The organism is Lentzea rhizosphaerae (assembly GCF_042649515.1).
GTDB classification, from domain to species: domain Bacteria; phylum Actinomycetota; class Actinomycetes; order Mycobacteriales; family Pseudonocardiaceae; genus Lentzea; species Lentzea aerocolonigenes.
In genome coordinates this window covers 27059-43729 of sequence record NZ_JBHRZI010000014.1, presented here as the reverse complement: position 1 = coordinate 43729, position 16671 = coordinate 27059, and the positions used below count along the sequence as shown (strand labels likewise).

Here is a 16671-nt window from a genome sequence, read left to right as displayed (position 1 = left end):
GCTTTCCCCGCCAAACAACAAGAGGCGACACGCCGACGGAACCTTGAACGGTCAACCTCAGTAGCTGCGCGTCCGGCGCAGCTGTCGGCGAGATCAGCCGGCCACGAGCACGGCCAGCCGTTCGGGCGCGTCGGCCAGCACGAGTGCGGCCGCCCCGCGCACACCAGCGCTGTCACCGAGTGCGCCCGGCACGACGCGCAGATCGCTGGTGTGCCAGCTCATGGCGTTGCGCTGCACGGCGCGGTGGATGGGCGCCACCAGGACGTCGCCGGCCGCGGCCAGTTCGCCGCCTATGACGACCAGTTCCGGGTTGACGATCGTGACCGCCTGCGCCAGCGCACGGCCCACCGCGTCGCCGGCGTCCTCCATCGCGCGGATCGCGCCGCGGTCTCCGGCGCGCACCAGGTCGATCAGCTCGGCGGTCGACGTGGGCTCGGCGGACAGCAGCTTCGCTATCGCGGCCGGGCTGGCCACGGTTTCCAGGCAGCCACGGTTGCCGCAGCGGCAGATCGCGCCGGACGGTTCGACGATGACGTGGCCCAGTTCGCCCGCCAGGCCGCCCGCACCGAGCAGCAGCCGGCCGTCCGAGATGACGCCCGCGCCGATGCCGGTGGACAGCCTGATGTAGACGACGTCGCCGCAGTGCTGTGCGACGCCATGACGGTGTTCGGCGAGCACGGCGGCGTTGGCGTCGTTGAGCAGCCTCACCGCGAACCCGGTTCGCTCGCGCAGCTCGTCGGTGGGGCGCACGCCGATCCAGCCGGGCATGATGCCCTCGGCCAGCAACGTGCCGTGCCGGTCGATCGGGCACGCGATGCCCACGCCCACGCCCAGGATCCGCTCCGCCGGGATGCCGGTGACGCGTCGTGCCTCCGCGATCAGCTCCGCGGCTTCGGTCAGCACCTCGCCGGAGTCGTTGTCCACCAGGCGATGCAGGTCGCGGTCCCACACCGGCTCGCCGAACAGGTCGCACAGCACGACCCGGACGTGATCACGGCCGATGTCCACGCCCAACGCGTAGGCGGCGTGCCGGTTCAGTGACAGAGTGCGTGCCGGTCTGCCGGTGCGCAGGCCGTCCTCGCGGTTCGCGTCCCCGTCGGTCACGACGCCGGCCCGGATCAGGTCGGCGATCACCGAGCCGACGGTCGCGCGGGCGAGACCGGTCCGGCGCATCAGGTCGGGCCGCGACAACCGCCGCGATTCGATCAGTGCCTCCAGGACTCGCACCCTGCCCAGGCTGCGCAGGTTGACCGGAGGGTCTGGCGTCGGCCGGACAGCGGGCACGGGGCGCGGCATCTGGTCACGGTAGCAGGACGGTTTGGCCGACTTTGACGTTAAGTGACCGCCGGGAGACCCGGATGGGCCTTGTTTTAGCGCTCAAGACAGGCGAACTCTGTGGTCCGCGCTAGCTGTCTCCGCCCAATGGCGTCGAAACGACAAGAGCAACCTGCGATGTCGGAGGTACTCATGTTCCCCAACGGTCGTCGGCGCGGATGGGCGGGTGTGGCCGCGATCCTGGTCGCGGCACTCGTGGTGCCCGCCGTGCCGACCCAGGCCGCGAGCGAACGGCCCGTCCACCTGGACACCCGGCACTCGTTCGCCGAGCGGGCCGCCGACCTCGTGTCGCGGATGACGTTGAGCGAGAAGGTGTTGCAGCTGCGCACGAACAGCGCGCCCGCCATTCCGCGGCTGGGCGTGCAGCAGTACACGTACTGGAGCGAAGGACAGCACGGGCTCAACCTGCTGGGCGCCAACACGAACGACGGCGGCGTCGGCGGTGGCGTGCGCGCCACCAGCTTCCCGACGAACTTCGCGAGCTCCATGTCGTGGGACCCCGAGCTGATGTACCAGGCCACGACGGCGATCTCCGACGAGGCCCGCGGCGTGCTGGACAAGTCGCTGTGGGGAGTGGCGCAGAACAACATCGGCCCCGACAAGGCGAACTACGGCTCGCTGACCTACTGGGCGCCGACCGTGAACATGGACCGCGACCCCCGGTGGGGCCGCAACGACGAGGCGTTCGGCGAGGACCCGCTCCTGGTCGCCAGGATGGCCGGCGCGTTCGTCAACGGCTACCAGGGCCAGAGCCGCACCGGGACGCCCCTGTCGCGGTACCTGAAGGTCGCGGCCACCGCGAAGCACTTCGCGCTCAACGACGTGGAGAACGACCGGCACGCGGACAGCTCGGACACAACCGACGCGAACATCCGCGACTACTACACCGCGCAGTTCCGCAGCCTGATCGAGGACGCGCGCGTCTCCGGGCTCATGACGTCGTACAACGCGGTCAACGGCACCCCGGCGCCCGCCGACACGTACCTGACGAACGCGCTGGCGCAACGGACCTACGGCTTCGACGGCTACAGCACGTCCGACTGCGGTGCCGTCGGTGACGTCTACGCGCCGGGCAGCCACAACTGGGCGCCGCCCGGCTGGACCACCGCCACCGTCAACGGCACGGCGATCTGGACGAACACCGCGACCGGGGCGAAGGTCTCCGGCGCCGCGGGTGGGCAGGCGTACGCGTTGCGCGCGGGCACCCAGCTCAACTGCACCGGCGCGGAAGCCACCGTCGCCAACATCCAGGAGGCGATCAACGCCGGCGTGCTCAGCGAGGCCGTCATCGACGACGCGCTGGTGCACGTGTTCACCACGCGCATGCGGACCGGCGAGTTCGACCCGCCCGGCAGCGTGCCGTACACCAAGATCACCAAGGACGAGGTCGAGCACCCGTCGCACCAGGCGCTGGCCACGAAGATCGCGGCGAACTCGTTGGTGCTGCTGAAGAACGACGCCGTCCCCGGCACGAGCACGAAACTGCTGCCTGCGGACCCGGCGAAGCTGAACAACGTCGTGGTCGTCGGCGACCTGGCCGGCGTGGTCACCCTGGGCGGCTACTCCGGTGACCCGTCGGTGAAGGTGAGCCCGGTGCAGGGCATCACCTCGGCGGTCAAGGCCGCGAACCCCGGCGCCACCATCACCTTCGACGCCTGCGGCACGTCCACCACGGCGACGACCCCGGCGAACTGCTCGCCGCAGACCCTGGCCGCGATCTCCACGGCCGACCTGGTGATCGTGTTCGTCGGCACCGACCAGAACCTCGCGACCGAGGGCAAGGACCGCACCACCATCGCCATGCCGAGCGCCTACCGCTCGTTGATCGACCAGGTCGGCGCGGCCGGCAACCGCCGGATGGCGCTGGCGATCCAGGCCAACGGCCCGGTCACCGTGGAGGACGTGCGGGGCAGCTTCCCGGCCATCGTCTTCAGCGGCTACAACGGGCAGAGCCAGGGCACCGCGCTGGCCGACGTGCTGCTGGGCAGGCAGAACCCGAGCGGGCGCCTGAACTTCACCTGGTACAAGGACGACTCGCAGCTGCCGGACATGAAGAACTACGGGCTGACGCCGTCCCAGACCGGCGGACTCGGCCGCACGTACCAGTACTTCACCGGCACGCCCTCGTTCCCGTTCGGCTTCGGCGGCAGCTACACCACGTTCGCCTACTCGCACGTGACGACGAACGCGCGCACCGCCACCGCGGACGGCCGCGTGACCGTGCACGCCGACGTCACCAACACCGGCTCGGTGCCGGGTGCCACGGTGGCCCAGGTGTACGCGGCCACGCCGTTCACCGTGCCCGGTGTGGAACTGCCGCGCAAACGACTCGCCGGGTTCCAGAAGACCGCCGTGCTGAAGCCCGGCCAGACGCAGCACGTCGCGATCCAGGTGCGGATCAGCGACCTGGCGTTCTGGGACCAGCAGCGGCAGAAGCAGACCGTCTACAACGGACAGTACGTGTTCGGAGTGGGAGCAGATGCCGAGCACGTCGTCACCTCACGCCCGGTGACGGTGAAGGGGACGATCGAGCCGCACGTCCAGTACGTCACCGTGCAGCCCGGCCAGGTGGTGTTCGCGCCGGGCCAGAGCATCGACCTGACCGGCAGGAACCCGTGGATCGCCGACACCACCGGGCGTCCGGGTGAGCACGTGATCGCGGACCGGATCGTCGAGGCGGTCAACAACGACGAGTCGTTCGTCGACCTGACGAAGGCGCGCGTCACCTACCGCAGCAGCGACCAGAAGGTGGCCACGGTCAGCAGGACCGGCAAGGTCACCGCGGTGGCACCCGGCGTGGCGACCATCAGCGTCACCGTCGACGGCGTCACCGGCACGACACCGGTCGTGGTCAAGCAGCCGTTCACGCTCACCGCGCCGACCCGCGTGTCACCGGGCACCGCCTTCACCGCCACGACCACGTTGCCCAACCCGGCGAACGCAAAGCCGTTGCGCGACGTCGTCATGACGCTGACCGTGCCGAACGGGTGGACCGCGCAGGCGACCACGCCGTCCAGGTTCGCGACCGTCGCGTCCGGGGAGACCGTGCGCACCACCTGGCAGGTGACGGCGCCGGCCACGACACAACCCGGCAAGTTCGGCGTGTCCGCCCAGGCGGAGTTCACGTCGGTCAACGGCCGCGGCAACTCGGGCGACTCGGCCGTCCTGATCCTGCCGCACCCGCCGTACCCCTCACTGGCGGCGGCGTTCGACAACGTGGCCATCACCGACGACGCCAACCCCGCACCCGGCAACATCGACGGCGGTGGGGCCAGCTTCTCCGCGCAGGCACTGGCGAACGCCACGCCCAGCCTGACGCCCGGCGCCACGTTCATCCACAACGGACTGAAGTTCACCTGGCCGAGCTCGGCGCCCGGCACCGAGGACAACGTGGTGGCCGGTGGCCCGGCAGGAGGCCAGATCATCGAGATCTCCGGCTCCGGCACGACGCTGGGCCTGATCGGCACCGGTGACTACGGCAACCCGTCGGGCACCGCGACGGTGACCTACACCGACGGCACCACCGAGTCCCACACCGTGTCGTTCGCGGACTGGTGGGCCAACGCGGCGACCGGCGGCGACATCCTCACCACCGTGCCGTACATCAACACGAGCACCGGCAGGCAGAACCAGCGGGTGAGCCTCTACTACGCCCCGATTCCGCTGCAGGCCGGCAAAACGGTGCGGTACCTGACGTTGCCGGACATCAGCAACGGCGCGAACAAGGGTGAGGCCGCCATGCACATCTTCAGCGTCGCCATCGGCTGACCAGAACAGGAGAGCACATGCGCCGGAGCACGAGCGGTGTCCTGATCACGACAGCGGTAGCGGCCGCGATGGCGGCGGTGATCGTCGCGAGTCCCGTGTCCGGGCAGGCGGCGGACGCACCCGAGTGCGCGGTGGGCTACCAGATCGACCAGTGGAGCAACGGTTTCGTGGCCCAGGTGAAGGTGACGAACAACGCCGCGCCCGTCAGCGGTTGGACGCTGACCTGGACCTTCGCCGGTGACCAGCGCGTCACCTCCGGGTGGAGTGCCGACGTCACGCAGTCGGGCGAGGTCGTGACCGCGAAGAACCAGGCGCACAACGGCGGCATCGCCACCGGCGCCTCCGTCCAGTTCGGATTCCAGGCGACCTTCCAGGGCGCCAACGAAACGCCGACCGATTTCGCACTGAACGGCGTGCGGTGCAACGACACCAATCCACCGACGACCACGACCACCACACCACCGACAACAACGACGACGACACCACAACTGCCACCACCGGGTTGTCCGAGCGGCGCGTTCTGCGACGGCTTCGAGAACCAGACCGGGACGACCCCGGCCGGGGACTGGTCGCTGAACTACCCGAACTGCCAGGGCACCGGCACCGCGACCGTCGACAGCGCCACGGCTCGCAGCGGCACCAGGTCGATCCGGGTCAACGGCAAGGCCGGCTACTGCAACCACGTGTTCCTCACGACCACCAGAGGTACCGGCGGATCCGCGCTGTACACGCGGTTCTACGTCCGGCACACCACCGCGCTGCCGGAGGCGCACGTGACGTTCCTGGCCATGAAGGACACCGCTGACGGCGGCAAGGACCTGCGGATGGGCGGCCAGAACCGCGCCCTGCAGTGGAACCGCGAGTCCGACGACGCCACGCTGCCGGAGCAGAGCCCTGCCGGGGTAGCCCAGAGCACCCCGCTGGCGGTGAACCAGTGGACCTGCGTGGAGTTCGGGATCACCGGCTCGGAACTGCGGACCTGGGTCAACGGCACCGAGGTGCCGGGCCTGCGGGCGGACGGGGTGTCCACACCGGACGTGGACGCGCAGTGGCTCCGTCGCGCCGGGTGGCGGCCTGCCCTGACCAACTTCCGGCTCGGCTGGGAGAGTTACGGCAGCGGGGACGACACGCTGTGGTTCGACGACGTCGTGCTGGCGTCGTCGCGGATCGGCTGCTCCTGAGCGACGGCCGGCACGGTCAGGCAGGCGGGTTTCCGACCGTGCCGGCCGCCGTTGCTCATGCGGTCAGCTCACCGAGGCCGAGAAGTTGTTCACGGCCAGGCCGACGCCGCCGTTCCACGGCTCGAAGCCTGCCTGGATGCTGGTGAGGTACCAGGAGTTGGTGATCGCGCCGCGGGCGCGCACGTCGTTGACGAAGTCGAGCACGTTGAACGACCACGAGTTGATCGTCGACGACGCGACGTAGGAGATGACGTTGTTGGATCCGTTGCTACCGCGCCAGACCTGCCACGAACGGCCGGCGATCGTCGTGTTGCCGACGGCGCTGCCGATGGGCTGGATCGGTCCCTGGCGGTTGAACCAGATCATGATCTCCATCTGGTTGACGCCGTTGGTCTTCGGTGTGGGGTCGAGCCAGATGTCGTACGAGGCGTTGTAGGTGCCGCCCGCGTACTGGTAGGAGATCGAGGAGGTGGCGTTGCGGATCCGGCTGACCTGCATCGGCAGGGTCGAGCCGGGGGAGCAGTTGGTGTAGTGGCAACCGAGGAAGACCGACGGGTACGACACCGGGGCGCCGTTGGTCGGGCTGGAACCCTGTTGCGTGGCGATCCGGAAGCCGGTGGACGTGACGTTGATGCATTGCTGCGCCGACGTGCCCCACCGGTTGTTCTGGACCACGTAGCGGCCCTGGATGGTGGTCGACCCGTACTGGTCGCAGATGGTCGTGTCGGCCTGTGCCGAGCCCGAGGTCGCGACGAAGATGCTCGCGACCAGCGCGCCCGCAGCAGTGAGGGCACGGATGTTCCTTCGCATGAAAACTCCTCTCGCAGGTTCTGGGAGCGCTCCCACAATACCGCGACGTCAACACCTCCGGCTCGCTGAGAGGAACGCGGTGCGGGAGGTCCGCCCTGCCGACCTCTACGGTTGTGCGGTGGCCGACACCCGACAGCGCCTGATCGACGGCGCGATCGACACGATCCGCGCGCACGGTCTGACCGGCGCCACCGCGCGGGGCATCGCGGCCACCGCCGGGGTCAACCAGGCGCTGGTCTTCTACCACTTCGGCAGCGTCAACGAACTGCTCAAGGCCGCCTGCCTCGCCGCGACCCGGGCCAGGGTCGAACCGTTCGCCGAACGCCTCGACGAGGTCACCGACCTGCGGCAGCTCCTCGCGCTCGGCCGCACCCTGCACGCCGAGGAACGCGACCGGGGCAACGTCATGGTGCTCGCCCAGCTGCTGTCCGGTGCGCAGACCGACCCCGACCTCGCCGAGGCCACCTCGGCGTCGCTGCAGCTGTGGATCACTCCGATCGAGCGGGCCCTGAGCAGGTTGCTGGCGTCGTCCCCGGTGGCCGAGCTGATCGACACGGCGGGTCTCGCACGTGCGGTGAGCGCGGGATTCATCGGGCTGGAGCTGTACGAGGGCGTCGACGCCGACGGGGCGAAGGCGGCCCTGGACGCACTTGACCGCCTGGGTGTCCTGATCGAGGTGGTGGACGACCTCGGTCCGGTCGCGGTCCGCGCACTGCGCGGCAAACTCCGCAGGACGGCGAAGAACCTGCGGTAGTGCCTGTTTGAGCATCTGCTCAAATCTGGCTACCCTCGTGTTTGAGCGATCGCTCAAACGTGAGGGGGTCACATGGCGCGGCGGCGTGCGCTCTACGTGGAGGCGGTGATCCGGGCCGATCTCGACGAGCTGTGGCGGCGGACGCAGGACCCGCACCTTCATCAGCGGTGGGACCTCAGGTTCGGCAGGATCGACTACTTGCCGAAAGCGGAACCGGCTGCGCCACAGCGTTTCCGGTACTCCGTCCGCGTCCTGCCCGGCCTGACGGTGGACGGGACCGGCGTCAGCGTCGGTGAGCGCACGAAACCCGACGGCTCGCGGACGTCCGCGCTGCGGTTCGCTTCGGCGCACCCGTTGTCGTTGATCCGCTCCGGGGCGGGCTACTGGCGGTACGTGCCGACCAGTGAGGGGATCCGGTTCCTCACCGGGTACGACTACCAGCCCGGCTGGGGCAGGCTGGGCGCGCTGGCCGATCGGCCGTTCCGGCTGCTGCTGGGGTGGGCCACTGCCTGGTCGTTCGACCGGCTTCGACTGTGGCTCGAACGCGGTGTGCCGCCAGAGGTGTCGCTTCGGCGGGCGCTGCTGGACGTCGGCGCCAGAGTCGCCGTCTGCGCCGCCGCCTGGTGGGCCGCGCCGGTCGTGCTCGCCGCAGCCCTCACCCTCGGCACCCTGCTGATCCCGCCGTCGCCGTCGACCCCGGCTGCCAGGAGGTGCCGGCGGAGACCTCCTGACCGCCGTTCGTCGGTGGCGCCGTCCACCCTGTCCACTTTGGAGCAACCGTGACGTCGATCTTCCAGCGCGCCCTCGGCGACGACTTCGACCGCCTGCACCCGCAACTGCGACGCCGGTTCGGCTTCGCCACCGACGACGGTGTCGCCTGCGTCGGCACCGGCACGATGGACCGGGTGTGGCACGGCCGCGGTTTCACCCGGCCGTTCCTCCTGCTCGGTGCCCAGCGCCACATCCTCGTTCCCGGTCGTGGCAGCGACATCCCGTTCACCATCGAGAACTTCCCCTACCGCGACTCGCTCGGCCGCGAGACGGTGACCTTCGCCCGCACCTTCACCTTCGACCGGCCCCGGCGCTGGGACGCCACCATGATCTACAGCCCTGAACGGGGCTGCGTCGTGGACTACCTGGGTACGCACCAGCACGTCTCCGTCGACCTGCACCTGTCCGTGGACGAACGCGGCGGGCTCGTGATCCGCAGCGGCGAGCAGCGCTTCCACGAAGGTCCGCTCCACTTCCGCATCCCCAGCCTCGTGACGGGCACCGCCGAGGTCCGGGAGTCCTACGACGACGACCTCGGCCGGTTCCGCATCAACGTCGAGGTCGCCAACCACCGGTTCGGACCGCTCTTCGGCTATCACGGCACCTTCACGTGTTCCTTCCCCGAGGGGGAACTCGTGCCGGACGCCGTCAAGCCGGTCCGGGAGCAGGCGAGGGTCTGACGTTGCGCATCCTGGCGTTGAGATAGCGCTGCTCGGGCCGGCTCGTCGTGAGCTGGGCGGCCTGGCGGTAGCTGTCGACGGCACCTGCCACGTCGCCGGCCATCTCCAGCAGGTGGGCGTGCACGGCGTGGGTGCGGTGGTGCCGCCGCATCGCCGGATCGTCGAGCAACGGCTGGATGACGGCCAATCCGGACTCCGGACCGAGCGCCATCCCGACCGCGACCGCTCGATTGAGCGTCACGACCGGGCTGGGCGCGACCCGTTCGAGCATGGCGTACAGCAGGCAGATCTGTTGCCAGTCGGTGCTTTCCCACGTGGTGGCTTCGGCGTGCACGGCGGCGATCGCGGCCTGGAGCTGGAACCTGCCGACGTGCCCGCGGGGCAGGACCCGCTCCAGGATGCGCACTCCTTCCGCGATCCGCTCGTGGTCCCACCGCGAACGGTCCTGTTCGGCCAGAGGCACGAGGTCGCTGCCGTCGGTGCGTGCGGCCGCGCGGGCGTGCGTGAGCAGCATCAGGGCCAAGGCGCCAGCCACCTCGTCGTGGTCGGGGATCGCCGCGTGCAGCTGCCTGGTGAGCCGAACGGCTTCCCCGGCCAGGTCGGAGTCGACCACCGCGTCGCCGGTGGAACGGGTGTGTCCCTCGGTGAACAGGAGGTGGCACACGTCGAGCACCGCGGCGATGCGCGAGGGCAGTTCGGTCTCCGTCGGCAGCCCGAACACCGCACCCGCCGCCCGCAGGGTGGACCGCGCCCTGGTCAGGCGCTGTGTCATCGTGCGCTCCGGCACGAGGTAGGTGGCGGCGATCTGGGCCGTGGTCAGGCCCGCGACGGCGTGCAGGGTCAGGGCGACCTGCGAGGAGCGGCTCAAACTGGGGTGGCAGCACAGGAGCAGCAACCGCAAGGTGTCGTCGTCGTGCTGCACGTTGTCGGCCGGGGGAGCGAGGTGGGCGTCGCCGGGCTGAGCGGCGGCCACGGCTTCCTCACGCCCCGCCCGAGCGCTGTCGGCGCGAAACCTGTCGATCAGACGCCGGGAGGCGACCCGGATGAGCCAGCCGCGCGGGTTGTCCGGTACGCCGTCGGAGTCCCACTGCCGTGCCGCCGCTTCGGCCGCCTCCTGCGCGGCGTCCTCGCAGTCGCCGAGGTCGCCGTAGCGGCGCAGCAGGGCGGCGAGGACGTGAGGCGACTCGCGCCGCCACACGTCCTCGACCACCCGCGGGTCCATCAGGCGTCCCCGCCGGGCCACATGGTCGGCCGCAGCTCGACCGTCTCGCCCGGACCGGCGAAGCGTGCCGCGATCTCCTCCGCGCGGGCGTGGCTGTCCACGTCGATCAGGAAGAAGCCGGCCAGGTGCTCCTTGGCCTCCGAGTACGGCCCGTCGGTGACCAGCGGCTTCCCGTCGGCCCACCGGTAGAGCCGCGACGACTCGGGCGCTGCCAGTGCCTCGCCGCCGATCAGCTCGCCCTTCTCGTGCAGTTCACCGAGCATCTTCTCGAACTCGGAGTTCAGCCGGTCCCGTTCCGCCCGCGGCATGTCCTGGTAGTGGGGCAGGTACTCGGGCGTCGGGTGCCCCCACGGCTGCGGGTTGGAGTGGATCAGGATCACGTACTTCACCATCGGCTCCTCGGCCTCGTGGATGCGTCCGGACGACCATCCTCGCGGGAGACGTCGATGCCGCGCTCGTCACGTCTACATCCCCCGGCACATTTTTCGCCGGCTCCTGATCTCAGGTGGATGAACGGCGCTTTTGTTCACCTCAGGTGGACAAAAGCGCCGTTCATCCATGTCGGGACGCCCCCGAGTTCGGCGAGGTTTGCTACTCGAAAACCCCGTAGCCCGCGACGGCGTGTGCCCGCACGCCGTCCATGTCGAGCTCCACACCGATGCCGGGGGTGTCGGGCAGCGTGATGTAGCCGTCCTTCACGATCGAGCCGCTTCCGTCGGGGGCGTGGACGTAGCTGTCCCACACCTCCCGTTCCTCCAGCGCGTGCCACTCCTGGACGTAGAAGTTGGGAATGGCCGCGCACTGGTGCGACGTCGCCATCGTGCCCAGCGGCGTCGACACCAGGTGCGGCGCGAAGGGGATGTAGTGCAGCTCCGCGAGGTTGGCGATCTTCTTGGCCTCCGCCAGTCCGCCGCACTTGGGCACGTCCGGCTCGATCACGTCCACGGCGCCGCGTTCGAGCAGTTCGCGGAAACCCCACCGCAGGTAGAGGTTCTCGCCCGCGCAGATCGGCGTGCGGGTCTGGTCCCGCACCCGCACCAGCGCGTCGACGTTCTCCGCGGGCAGCGGTTCCTCGAGCCACATCAGGTCGAACGGTTCGAGCTCGCGCGAGATCCGGCACGCGCTCGGCACGTCGTAGCGGGCGTGCAGGTCGATGGCCAGGTCGACGTCCGGTCCGATCGCCTCGCGGACGGCGGCGACGCGCTCGACCATCGACTGCAGCTCCGCGGCGTTGATCGTGTGGTTGAAGTCGTCGAACTTGGCCGGGTGGTGGAGGTTGTCGACGTCGAACTTGATGGCGGTGAAGCCCTCGGCGACCATCCGCCGGGCCCGGTCCACGCACCCGGAGACCGAGCCCGCGGGGTCGTCGCCGTCGCCGCAGTCGGCGTAGAGGCGGATCCGGTCGCGGAACTTGCCGCCGAGCATCCGGTGGACGGGCTGGCCCGCCGCCTTGCCCGCGAGGTCCCACAGCGCGAGCTCGATCCCGGACAGGGCGATCACGAACACCCCGCCCTGCGGTCCCGCGAAGACCTTGCTGCGGCGGAGTTTCTCCCAGCAGCGCTCGACGTTGCGCGGATCCTCGCCGATCAGCAGCGGGGTGAGGAATTTGATCATTCCGACGACGCCGCCAGCGCCGGCGTCGGGATTGGCCTCGCCGAACCCGCTGAGGCCTTCGTCTGTGTCGATCCGGACCAGGGTGGCCTCACCGTGGTAGGCGACCACTGCCGTGGTGACGTTCACGATCCGCATTGCTCTCCCGTCGCCGGGTGGTGCAGGTGAACGGACTCTGTCGCGATGTGGAACTTGTCCTATAAGCTGATGACATGCAAAGGGGACAAGAGTCTCCGGACGTTGTCAAGGTCCGCACTCTGCCGGTGCAGGTGGCCGCACACCTGACCCGGCGCATCGTCAACGGCGAGATCTCCGACGGCCGGGGGCCGTCGGAGCTCGACATCGCGCGGGAGTTCGGGGTCTCCCGCGTGGTGGCGAGGGAGACGCTCAAAGTCCTCGCCTCGCTGGACATCGTCGACGTGGCTCAGGGCCGTCGCGTCGTCGTGCGCCCACCGGCGGAGTGGGACTACCTGAGTCCGTTGCTGATCGAGTGGCTGCCCGCCGAGGTCGTCGGCGAACTGCTGCAGGAGCTCGACCAGATGCGGATGCTGCTCGAACCCGAGCTCGCCGCCATGGCCGCCGCCCTCGTCACCGACGAGACGCTGGAACGGCTGAGGGACGAGATCGGCCGGATGGCGGCGCTGGAGGGGGATCCGAACGCCTACCTCGAGGTCGACCACGAGTTCCACATGGAGATCTGCCGGGCGGCGAACAACCGCATCCTGGACCGGATCATGTACTCGGCGCGCTGGCTGGGCACGGCCAGCAGGCGCATCACGAACGAGGACTCGGACGCGCTGTGCAAGGCCACGGCCGACCACACGGAGATCTACGAGGCGCTCGTGGCGCGTGACCCGGACCGGGCCCGCGCGGCGATGCGCAAACACCTGGCCAACAACTCTGCGCTCCTCGCGAAAAAGGGGCGGCGTACCAAGCGGCGCTAGCGCTGTGCCGTGCACGAAGTTCGTCGGCTTCACCACATGAACGACCCGGCAGCGGGTGCACGTCCCGCTGTCCCGCCGGTTGCAACGTCGCCCCGTCGGCACGCGTCCGTTCGACCGGACGCGGGAGGAGTTGGTGTCATGGAAGAGAATTCGGACTTATCGCGGCGCGCCGTCATCAGGCTGGGCGCGCTGGGCGTGCTCGGTCTCGCCGGCTGCGGGACAGGCGGCCCCGCCACACCGCAGGTAGACGTCCAGGTGCCCCAGGCCCTGCTCGACCAGGCGGCACCGCTGCGCGGCGGATCGGTCGGAATGCTGTCGCAGAAGCTGTACTCGGAGAGCGCGAACAAGGCGCTGGACAAGTCGCTGCAGGTCTTCGCGCAGGCCACCGGCACCACGGTCCGCAACGACCTGGTCTCCGGTGACGCGGGCGACATGGTCGCGAAGATGGACGCCGAGGTGAAAGCGGGCACCAGCCGCGACTTCGCCTTCGTGAGCGACCGGCGGTTCGTCGGCCAGCTCCACAACCTCGGCGCACTCACCGACGTCACCGACGTGGTGGAGGAGATGCGCAAGCTCTACGGAGAGCCCGCGACGGAGGCGACCAACTACTGCGTGTTCGGCGGGCGCTGGTTCGCGATCCCGTACCACTTCATCGCGTCGGCGATGTACCTGCGCAAGGACTGGTACCAGGAGAAGGGTCTCCCGCTCAAGCCGCACTACACGTGGGAAGAGCTGCGCGACAACGCCCTGGAGGTCTCGGACCCGTCGAAGAAGCGCTTCGGCTGGGGTCTCACGGTGAACCGCTCCGGCGATGCCAACGGCTTCATCGGGAACGTCATCAACACCTACGGCGGGGCGATCGCGGACAACACCGGCACGAAGGTGGTGTTCAACTCGCCCGAGACCGTCGCGGCCGTCACGTTCATCGGCGACATCTACACGAACCCCAAGTACACGCCGATGCTGCCGCCGGGGATCGGCAGCTGGACCGACTCGAGCAACAACGAGAACTGGCTCGCCCAGATCCTGGGGCTCACGCTCAACCAGTTCAGCGTTTACGCCGACTCGAAGACCAAGAACAACCCGGTGTACGGCAACACCCACCCGTTCAACGGCGCCACCGGACCCGCGATCGACAAGCCGCTCGCGTTCGGCGAGTCCAACTCGTTCGTCGTGTTCAAGGGGGCCAAGAATCCGGACCTCGCCAAGCTGGTGGCGAAGTACATGGCCAGCGGCACAGCACTGCTCGGTGTCGCGAAGGGAGCGCCGTGCCTGGTGAATCCTTCGTGGGACAAGGTGTGGGACTCCGACCCGTACTACACCAGCGGTGACCCGGCCTTCCCAGCGCTGCGGGAGCAGACTCGCACGCAGCTCCCGATGACCACCAAGACAGGCTTCAAGTTCCCCCAGGCGCCGAGCCCCGGGGACCAGGCCGCCACCGCCGCCTACGTGCTGACCGACATGATGCAGTCGGTCATCCAGGGCACCAAACCGGCCGACGCGGTCGCCGCGACCCACGCCCGGATCGTCCAGATCTTCGAGCAGCAGGGCTACAAGCAGTGACGGACCTGCGCACTCGGCCGGCGCCGGTCCGTCCGGCGCCGCGCCCGGCGCCCTCGCTCAGCCCGTCACAACGGCTGCTCGGACGCGACTGGCGCCTCGCCGCGATGTTCGTCGGGCCGACGCTGGTGCTGGTCGCGGGCCTGATCCTGTTCCCGATCGTCGACTCGGTCGTCACCAGCACCACGGAACGCCACGGCGCCGAGACGGTCTTCGTCGGGCTGGACAACTACACCGCGCTCGTCGGCGACACGTTGTTCCACAAAGGAGTCCTGAACTCGTTCGTCTTCACCGCGTACGCCGAGATCTTCAAGGTGACCCTCGGCCTCATCGCGGCGTTGATGCTGCACCACATGCGCCGCGGCCGGGCGATCGTCGCCGGGGTGATCCTGCTGCCGTGGGTGGTGCCGACGGTCGTCACGGCCTTCACCTGGCGGTCCCTGTTCGACCCGATCTTCGGCAGCGTCAACACTCTGCTCACCGATTCCGGCATCGGGCCTGCACTCGCCACGATCGGGCTCGTCGACCGGTGGCCTGCGGAGTGGCTGTCCGATCCCGCGCTCGCGATGCCGTCGGTCATCCTGGTCAACGTCTGGAAGGGCATCCCGTTCTTCACGGTGACGTTCCTCGCCGGGCTCAAGGCGATCGACAGCCACCTCTACGAGGCGGCGATGGTGGACGGTGCCTCGCCGTGGCAACGGTTCCTGCACATCACGTTGCCAGGACTGCGCCACGTCATGATCGTGACGGTGCTGCTGTCGTCGATCTGGACCTTCAACAACTTCGACCTGATCTGGCTGATGACCCAGGGCGGGCCGGGCGACGCCACCGCGCCTTACGTGATGGTGGCGTACTCGAAGGCGATCCAGCAGTTGCAACTGGGCGCAGGCGCCGCGGTGACGCTGGTGATGCTGCCGATCATCGCCGTGCTCGTGGTGATTCTCGTGCGGATGATGCGCCGCAACGATTTGCCCGGCGCGAGCGACCTCGGGCGCAGGCGGTTGAGTCCCGGCCAGCGTCGAGCGCTGCCGTGGGTGATCGTCGTGCTGTCGGCGCTCGTGCTGGTCTGGGCGTCGCCGCACATCGTGTGGAAGGCCGCGCTCGTGCTCGCCGTGTTCGTGGTGCTCGCGGCCGCGGTCGGACGTCTCGTCTCCGTGCTCGCCGCCCGCGGCAACCGGCTGGCCGCACGCGTGGTCGGCGGCACCAGTTCGGGCATCGCGCTCGTGGGACTGCTGGGTTTCGTGCTTGCGCCGCTGTACTGGATGACGGTCACGGCGTTCAAATCCGACGACCAGATCGTGGCGCGCACCGACGACCTGTGGCCGACCCCGTGGACCACCGAGCAGTTCACGAACCTGTTCACGGGCAGGGCGTTCGGCACCTGGTACCTCAACACGATCCTGGTGTCGGTGGCGTCCACCGTGATCGCCCTGATCTGCGCGGCGCTCGCGGGCTACGCGTTGGCGCGCTTGAGGTTCCGGGGTTCGGAGAGCTTCACGGTGACGATCCTGCTCACCTACGTGATGCCGGGCGCGCTGCTGTTCATCCCGCTGTACCAGATGATGAGCGGGATCGGCCTCAACGACTCCTTGTGGTCGCTCGTGCTCGCCTACCCGACGTTCACGCTGCCGTTCGCGACGTGGCTGCTCGTCGGCTACTTCAAGTCGATCCCGGCGGACCTCGAGGAGGCCGCGCTGGTCGACGGCTGCACGCGGTTCGGCGCGTTCCTGCGAATCGTTCTACCGCTGGCGAAACCGGGCCTGCTCGCGGTCGCGCTCTTCACGCTCACCAACGCGTGGAACGAGTTCCTGTTCGCGTTCGTGTTCATCACCAAGGACGACTACAAGACGCTGCCCGTCGGCATGCAGTCGATGATCTTCGGTGACGTCGTGCCGCAGGGGCAGCTGGCCGCGGCCTCGCTGCTGATCAGCATCCCGGTCGTGACGATGTACGCGTTCGGGCAACGGTTCTTGACCGAGGGGCTCACCGCGGGAGCGGTGAAGGGATGAGGCTGGTGCCACAACCGGCAGGGTTG

13 protein-coding genes are annotated in these 16671 nt (G+C 69.1%); 8 read left to right on the top strand and 5 right to left on the bottom strand.

Annotated elements, in window-relative coordinates; translation table 11 throughout:
• Positions 1–93: 93 nt before the first annotated feature.
• Complete coding sequence (locus ACFOWZ_RS16200) at positions 94–1296, bottom strand: ROK family transcriptional regulator (RefSeq protein WP_382373211.1); 1203 nt, start codon at positions 1294–1296, stop codon at positions 94–96.
• Positions 1297–1452: 156 nt separating this feature from the next.
• Between ACFOWZ_RS16200 and ACFOWZ_RS16195 the strand changes: the two genes are divergently transcribed.
• Both ACFOWZ_RS16195 and ACFOWZ_RS16190 read left to right on the top strand, forming a co-directional pair.
• Positions 1453–5103 (top strand): glycoside hydrolase family 3 C-terminal domain-containing protein, encoded by a 3651-nt coding sequence (locus ACFOWZ_RS16195; protein ID WP_382373209.1) that lies wholly within the window; start codon positions 1453–1455, stop codon positions 5101–5103.
• 17 nt (positions 5104–5120) lie between these two features.
• Complete coding sequence (locus ACFOWZ_RS16190; RefSeq protein WP_382373207.1) at positions 5121–6284, top strand: cellulose binding domain-containing protein; 1164 nt, start codon at positions 5121–5123, stop codon at positions 6282–6284.
• Positions 6285–6347: 63 nt separating this feature from the next.
• On the opposite strand, the gene ACFOWZ_RS16185 is transcribed toward ACFOWZ_RS16190, so the two are convergent.
• Entirely contained in the window at positions 6348–7094 is a 747-nt protein-coding gene (locus ACFOWZ_RS16185; RefSeq protein ID WP_382373205.1) for a GH12 family glycosyl hydrolase domain-containing protein, read from the bottom strand.
• Positions 7095–7212: 118 nt separating this feature from the next.
• On the opposite strand from ACFOWZ_RS16185, the gene ACFOWZ_RS16180 reads away from it, so the two are divergent.
• From ACFOWZ_RS16180 to ACFOWZ_RS16170, 3 genes are all read left to right on the top strand, one after another.
• Complete coding sequence (locus ACFOWZ_RS16180) at positions 7213–7848, top strand: TetR/AcrR family transcriptional regulator (RefSeq protein ID WP_382373203.1); 636 nt, start codon at positions 7213–7215, stop codon at positions 7846–7848.
• Between the two features lie 72 nt (positions 7849–7920).
• Complete coding sequence (locus tag ACFOWZ_RS16175; protein WP_382373201.1) at positions 7921–8631, top strand: hypothetical protein; 711 nt, start codon at positions 7921–7923, stop codon at positions 8629–8631.
• Complete coding sequence (locus ACFOWZ_RS16170; protein WP_382373199.1) at positions 8628–9299, top strand: DUF4166 domain-containing protein; 672 nt, start codon at positions 8628–8630, stop codon at positions 9297–9299. Before ACFOWZ_RS16175 ends, ACFOWZ_RS16170 begins: the two co-directional genes overlap by 4 nt.
• On the opposite strand, the gene ACFOWZ_RS16165 is transcribed toward ACFOWZ_RS16170, so the two are convergent.
• From ACFOWZ_RS16165 to ACFOWZ_RS16155, 3 genes are all read right to left on the bottom strand, one after another.
• Positions 9268–10521: an RNA polymerase sigma factor gene (locus ACFOWZ_RS16165; protein WP_382373197.1), complete on the bottom strand. Its 1254-nt coding sequence runs from the start codon at positions 10519–10521 to the stop codon at positions 9268–9270. The genes ACFOWZ_RS16170 and ACFOWZ_RS16165 overlap by 32 nt on opposite strands.
• A complete protein-coding gene (locus ACFOWZ_RS16160; protein ID WP_382373195.1) occupies positions 10521–10910 on the bottom strand; it encodes a YciI family protein in 390 nt (129 codons plus the stop codon). Before ACFOWZ_RS16160 ends, ACFOWZ_RS16165 begins: the two co-directional genes overlap by 1 nt.
• 202 nt (positions 10911–11112) lie before the next feature.
• A complete protein-coding gene (locus tag ACFOWZ_RS16155; protein WP_382373193.1) occupies positions 11113–12270 on the bottom strand; it encodes a mandelate racemase/muconate lactonizing enzyme family protein in 1158 nt (385 codons plus the stop codon).
• Positions 12271–12344: 74 nt separating this feature from the next.
• Between ACFOWZ_RS16155 and ACFOWZ_RS16150 the strand changes: the two genes are divergently transcribed.
• The 3 genes from ACFOWZ_RS16150 (at position 12345) to ACFOWZ_RS16140 (ending at position 16645) form a co-directional block, all read left to right on the top strand.
• A complete protein-coding gene (locus ACFOWZ_RS16150; protein WP_382373191.1) occupies positions 12345–13076 on the top strand; it encodes a FadR/GntR family transcriptional regulator in 732 nt (243 codons plus the stop codon).
• A 138-nt stretch (positions 13077–13214) separates the two neighbouring features.
• A complete protein-coding gene (locus ACFOWZ_RS16145) occupies positions 13215–14639 on the top strand; it encodes an ABC transporter substrate-binding protein (protein WP_382373189.1) in 1425 nt (474 codons plus the stop codon).
• Positions 14636–16645, top strand: a complete 2010-nt coding sequence (locus tag ACFOWZ_RS16140) for an ABC transporter permease (RefSeq protein WP_382373187.1) — start codon at positions 14636–14638, stop codon at positions 16643–16645. The genes ACFOWZ_RS16145 and ACFOWZ_RS16140 overlap by 4 nt, the downstream gene beginning before the upstream one ends.
• The last annotated feature ends 26 nt before the right edge of the window (positions 16646–16671 follow it).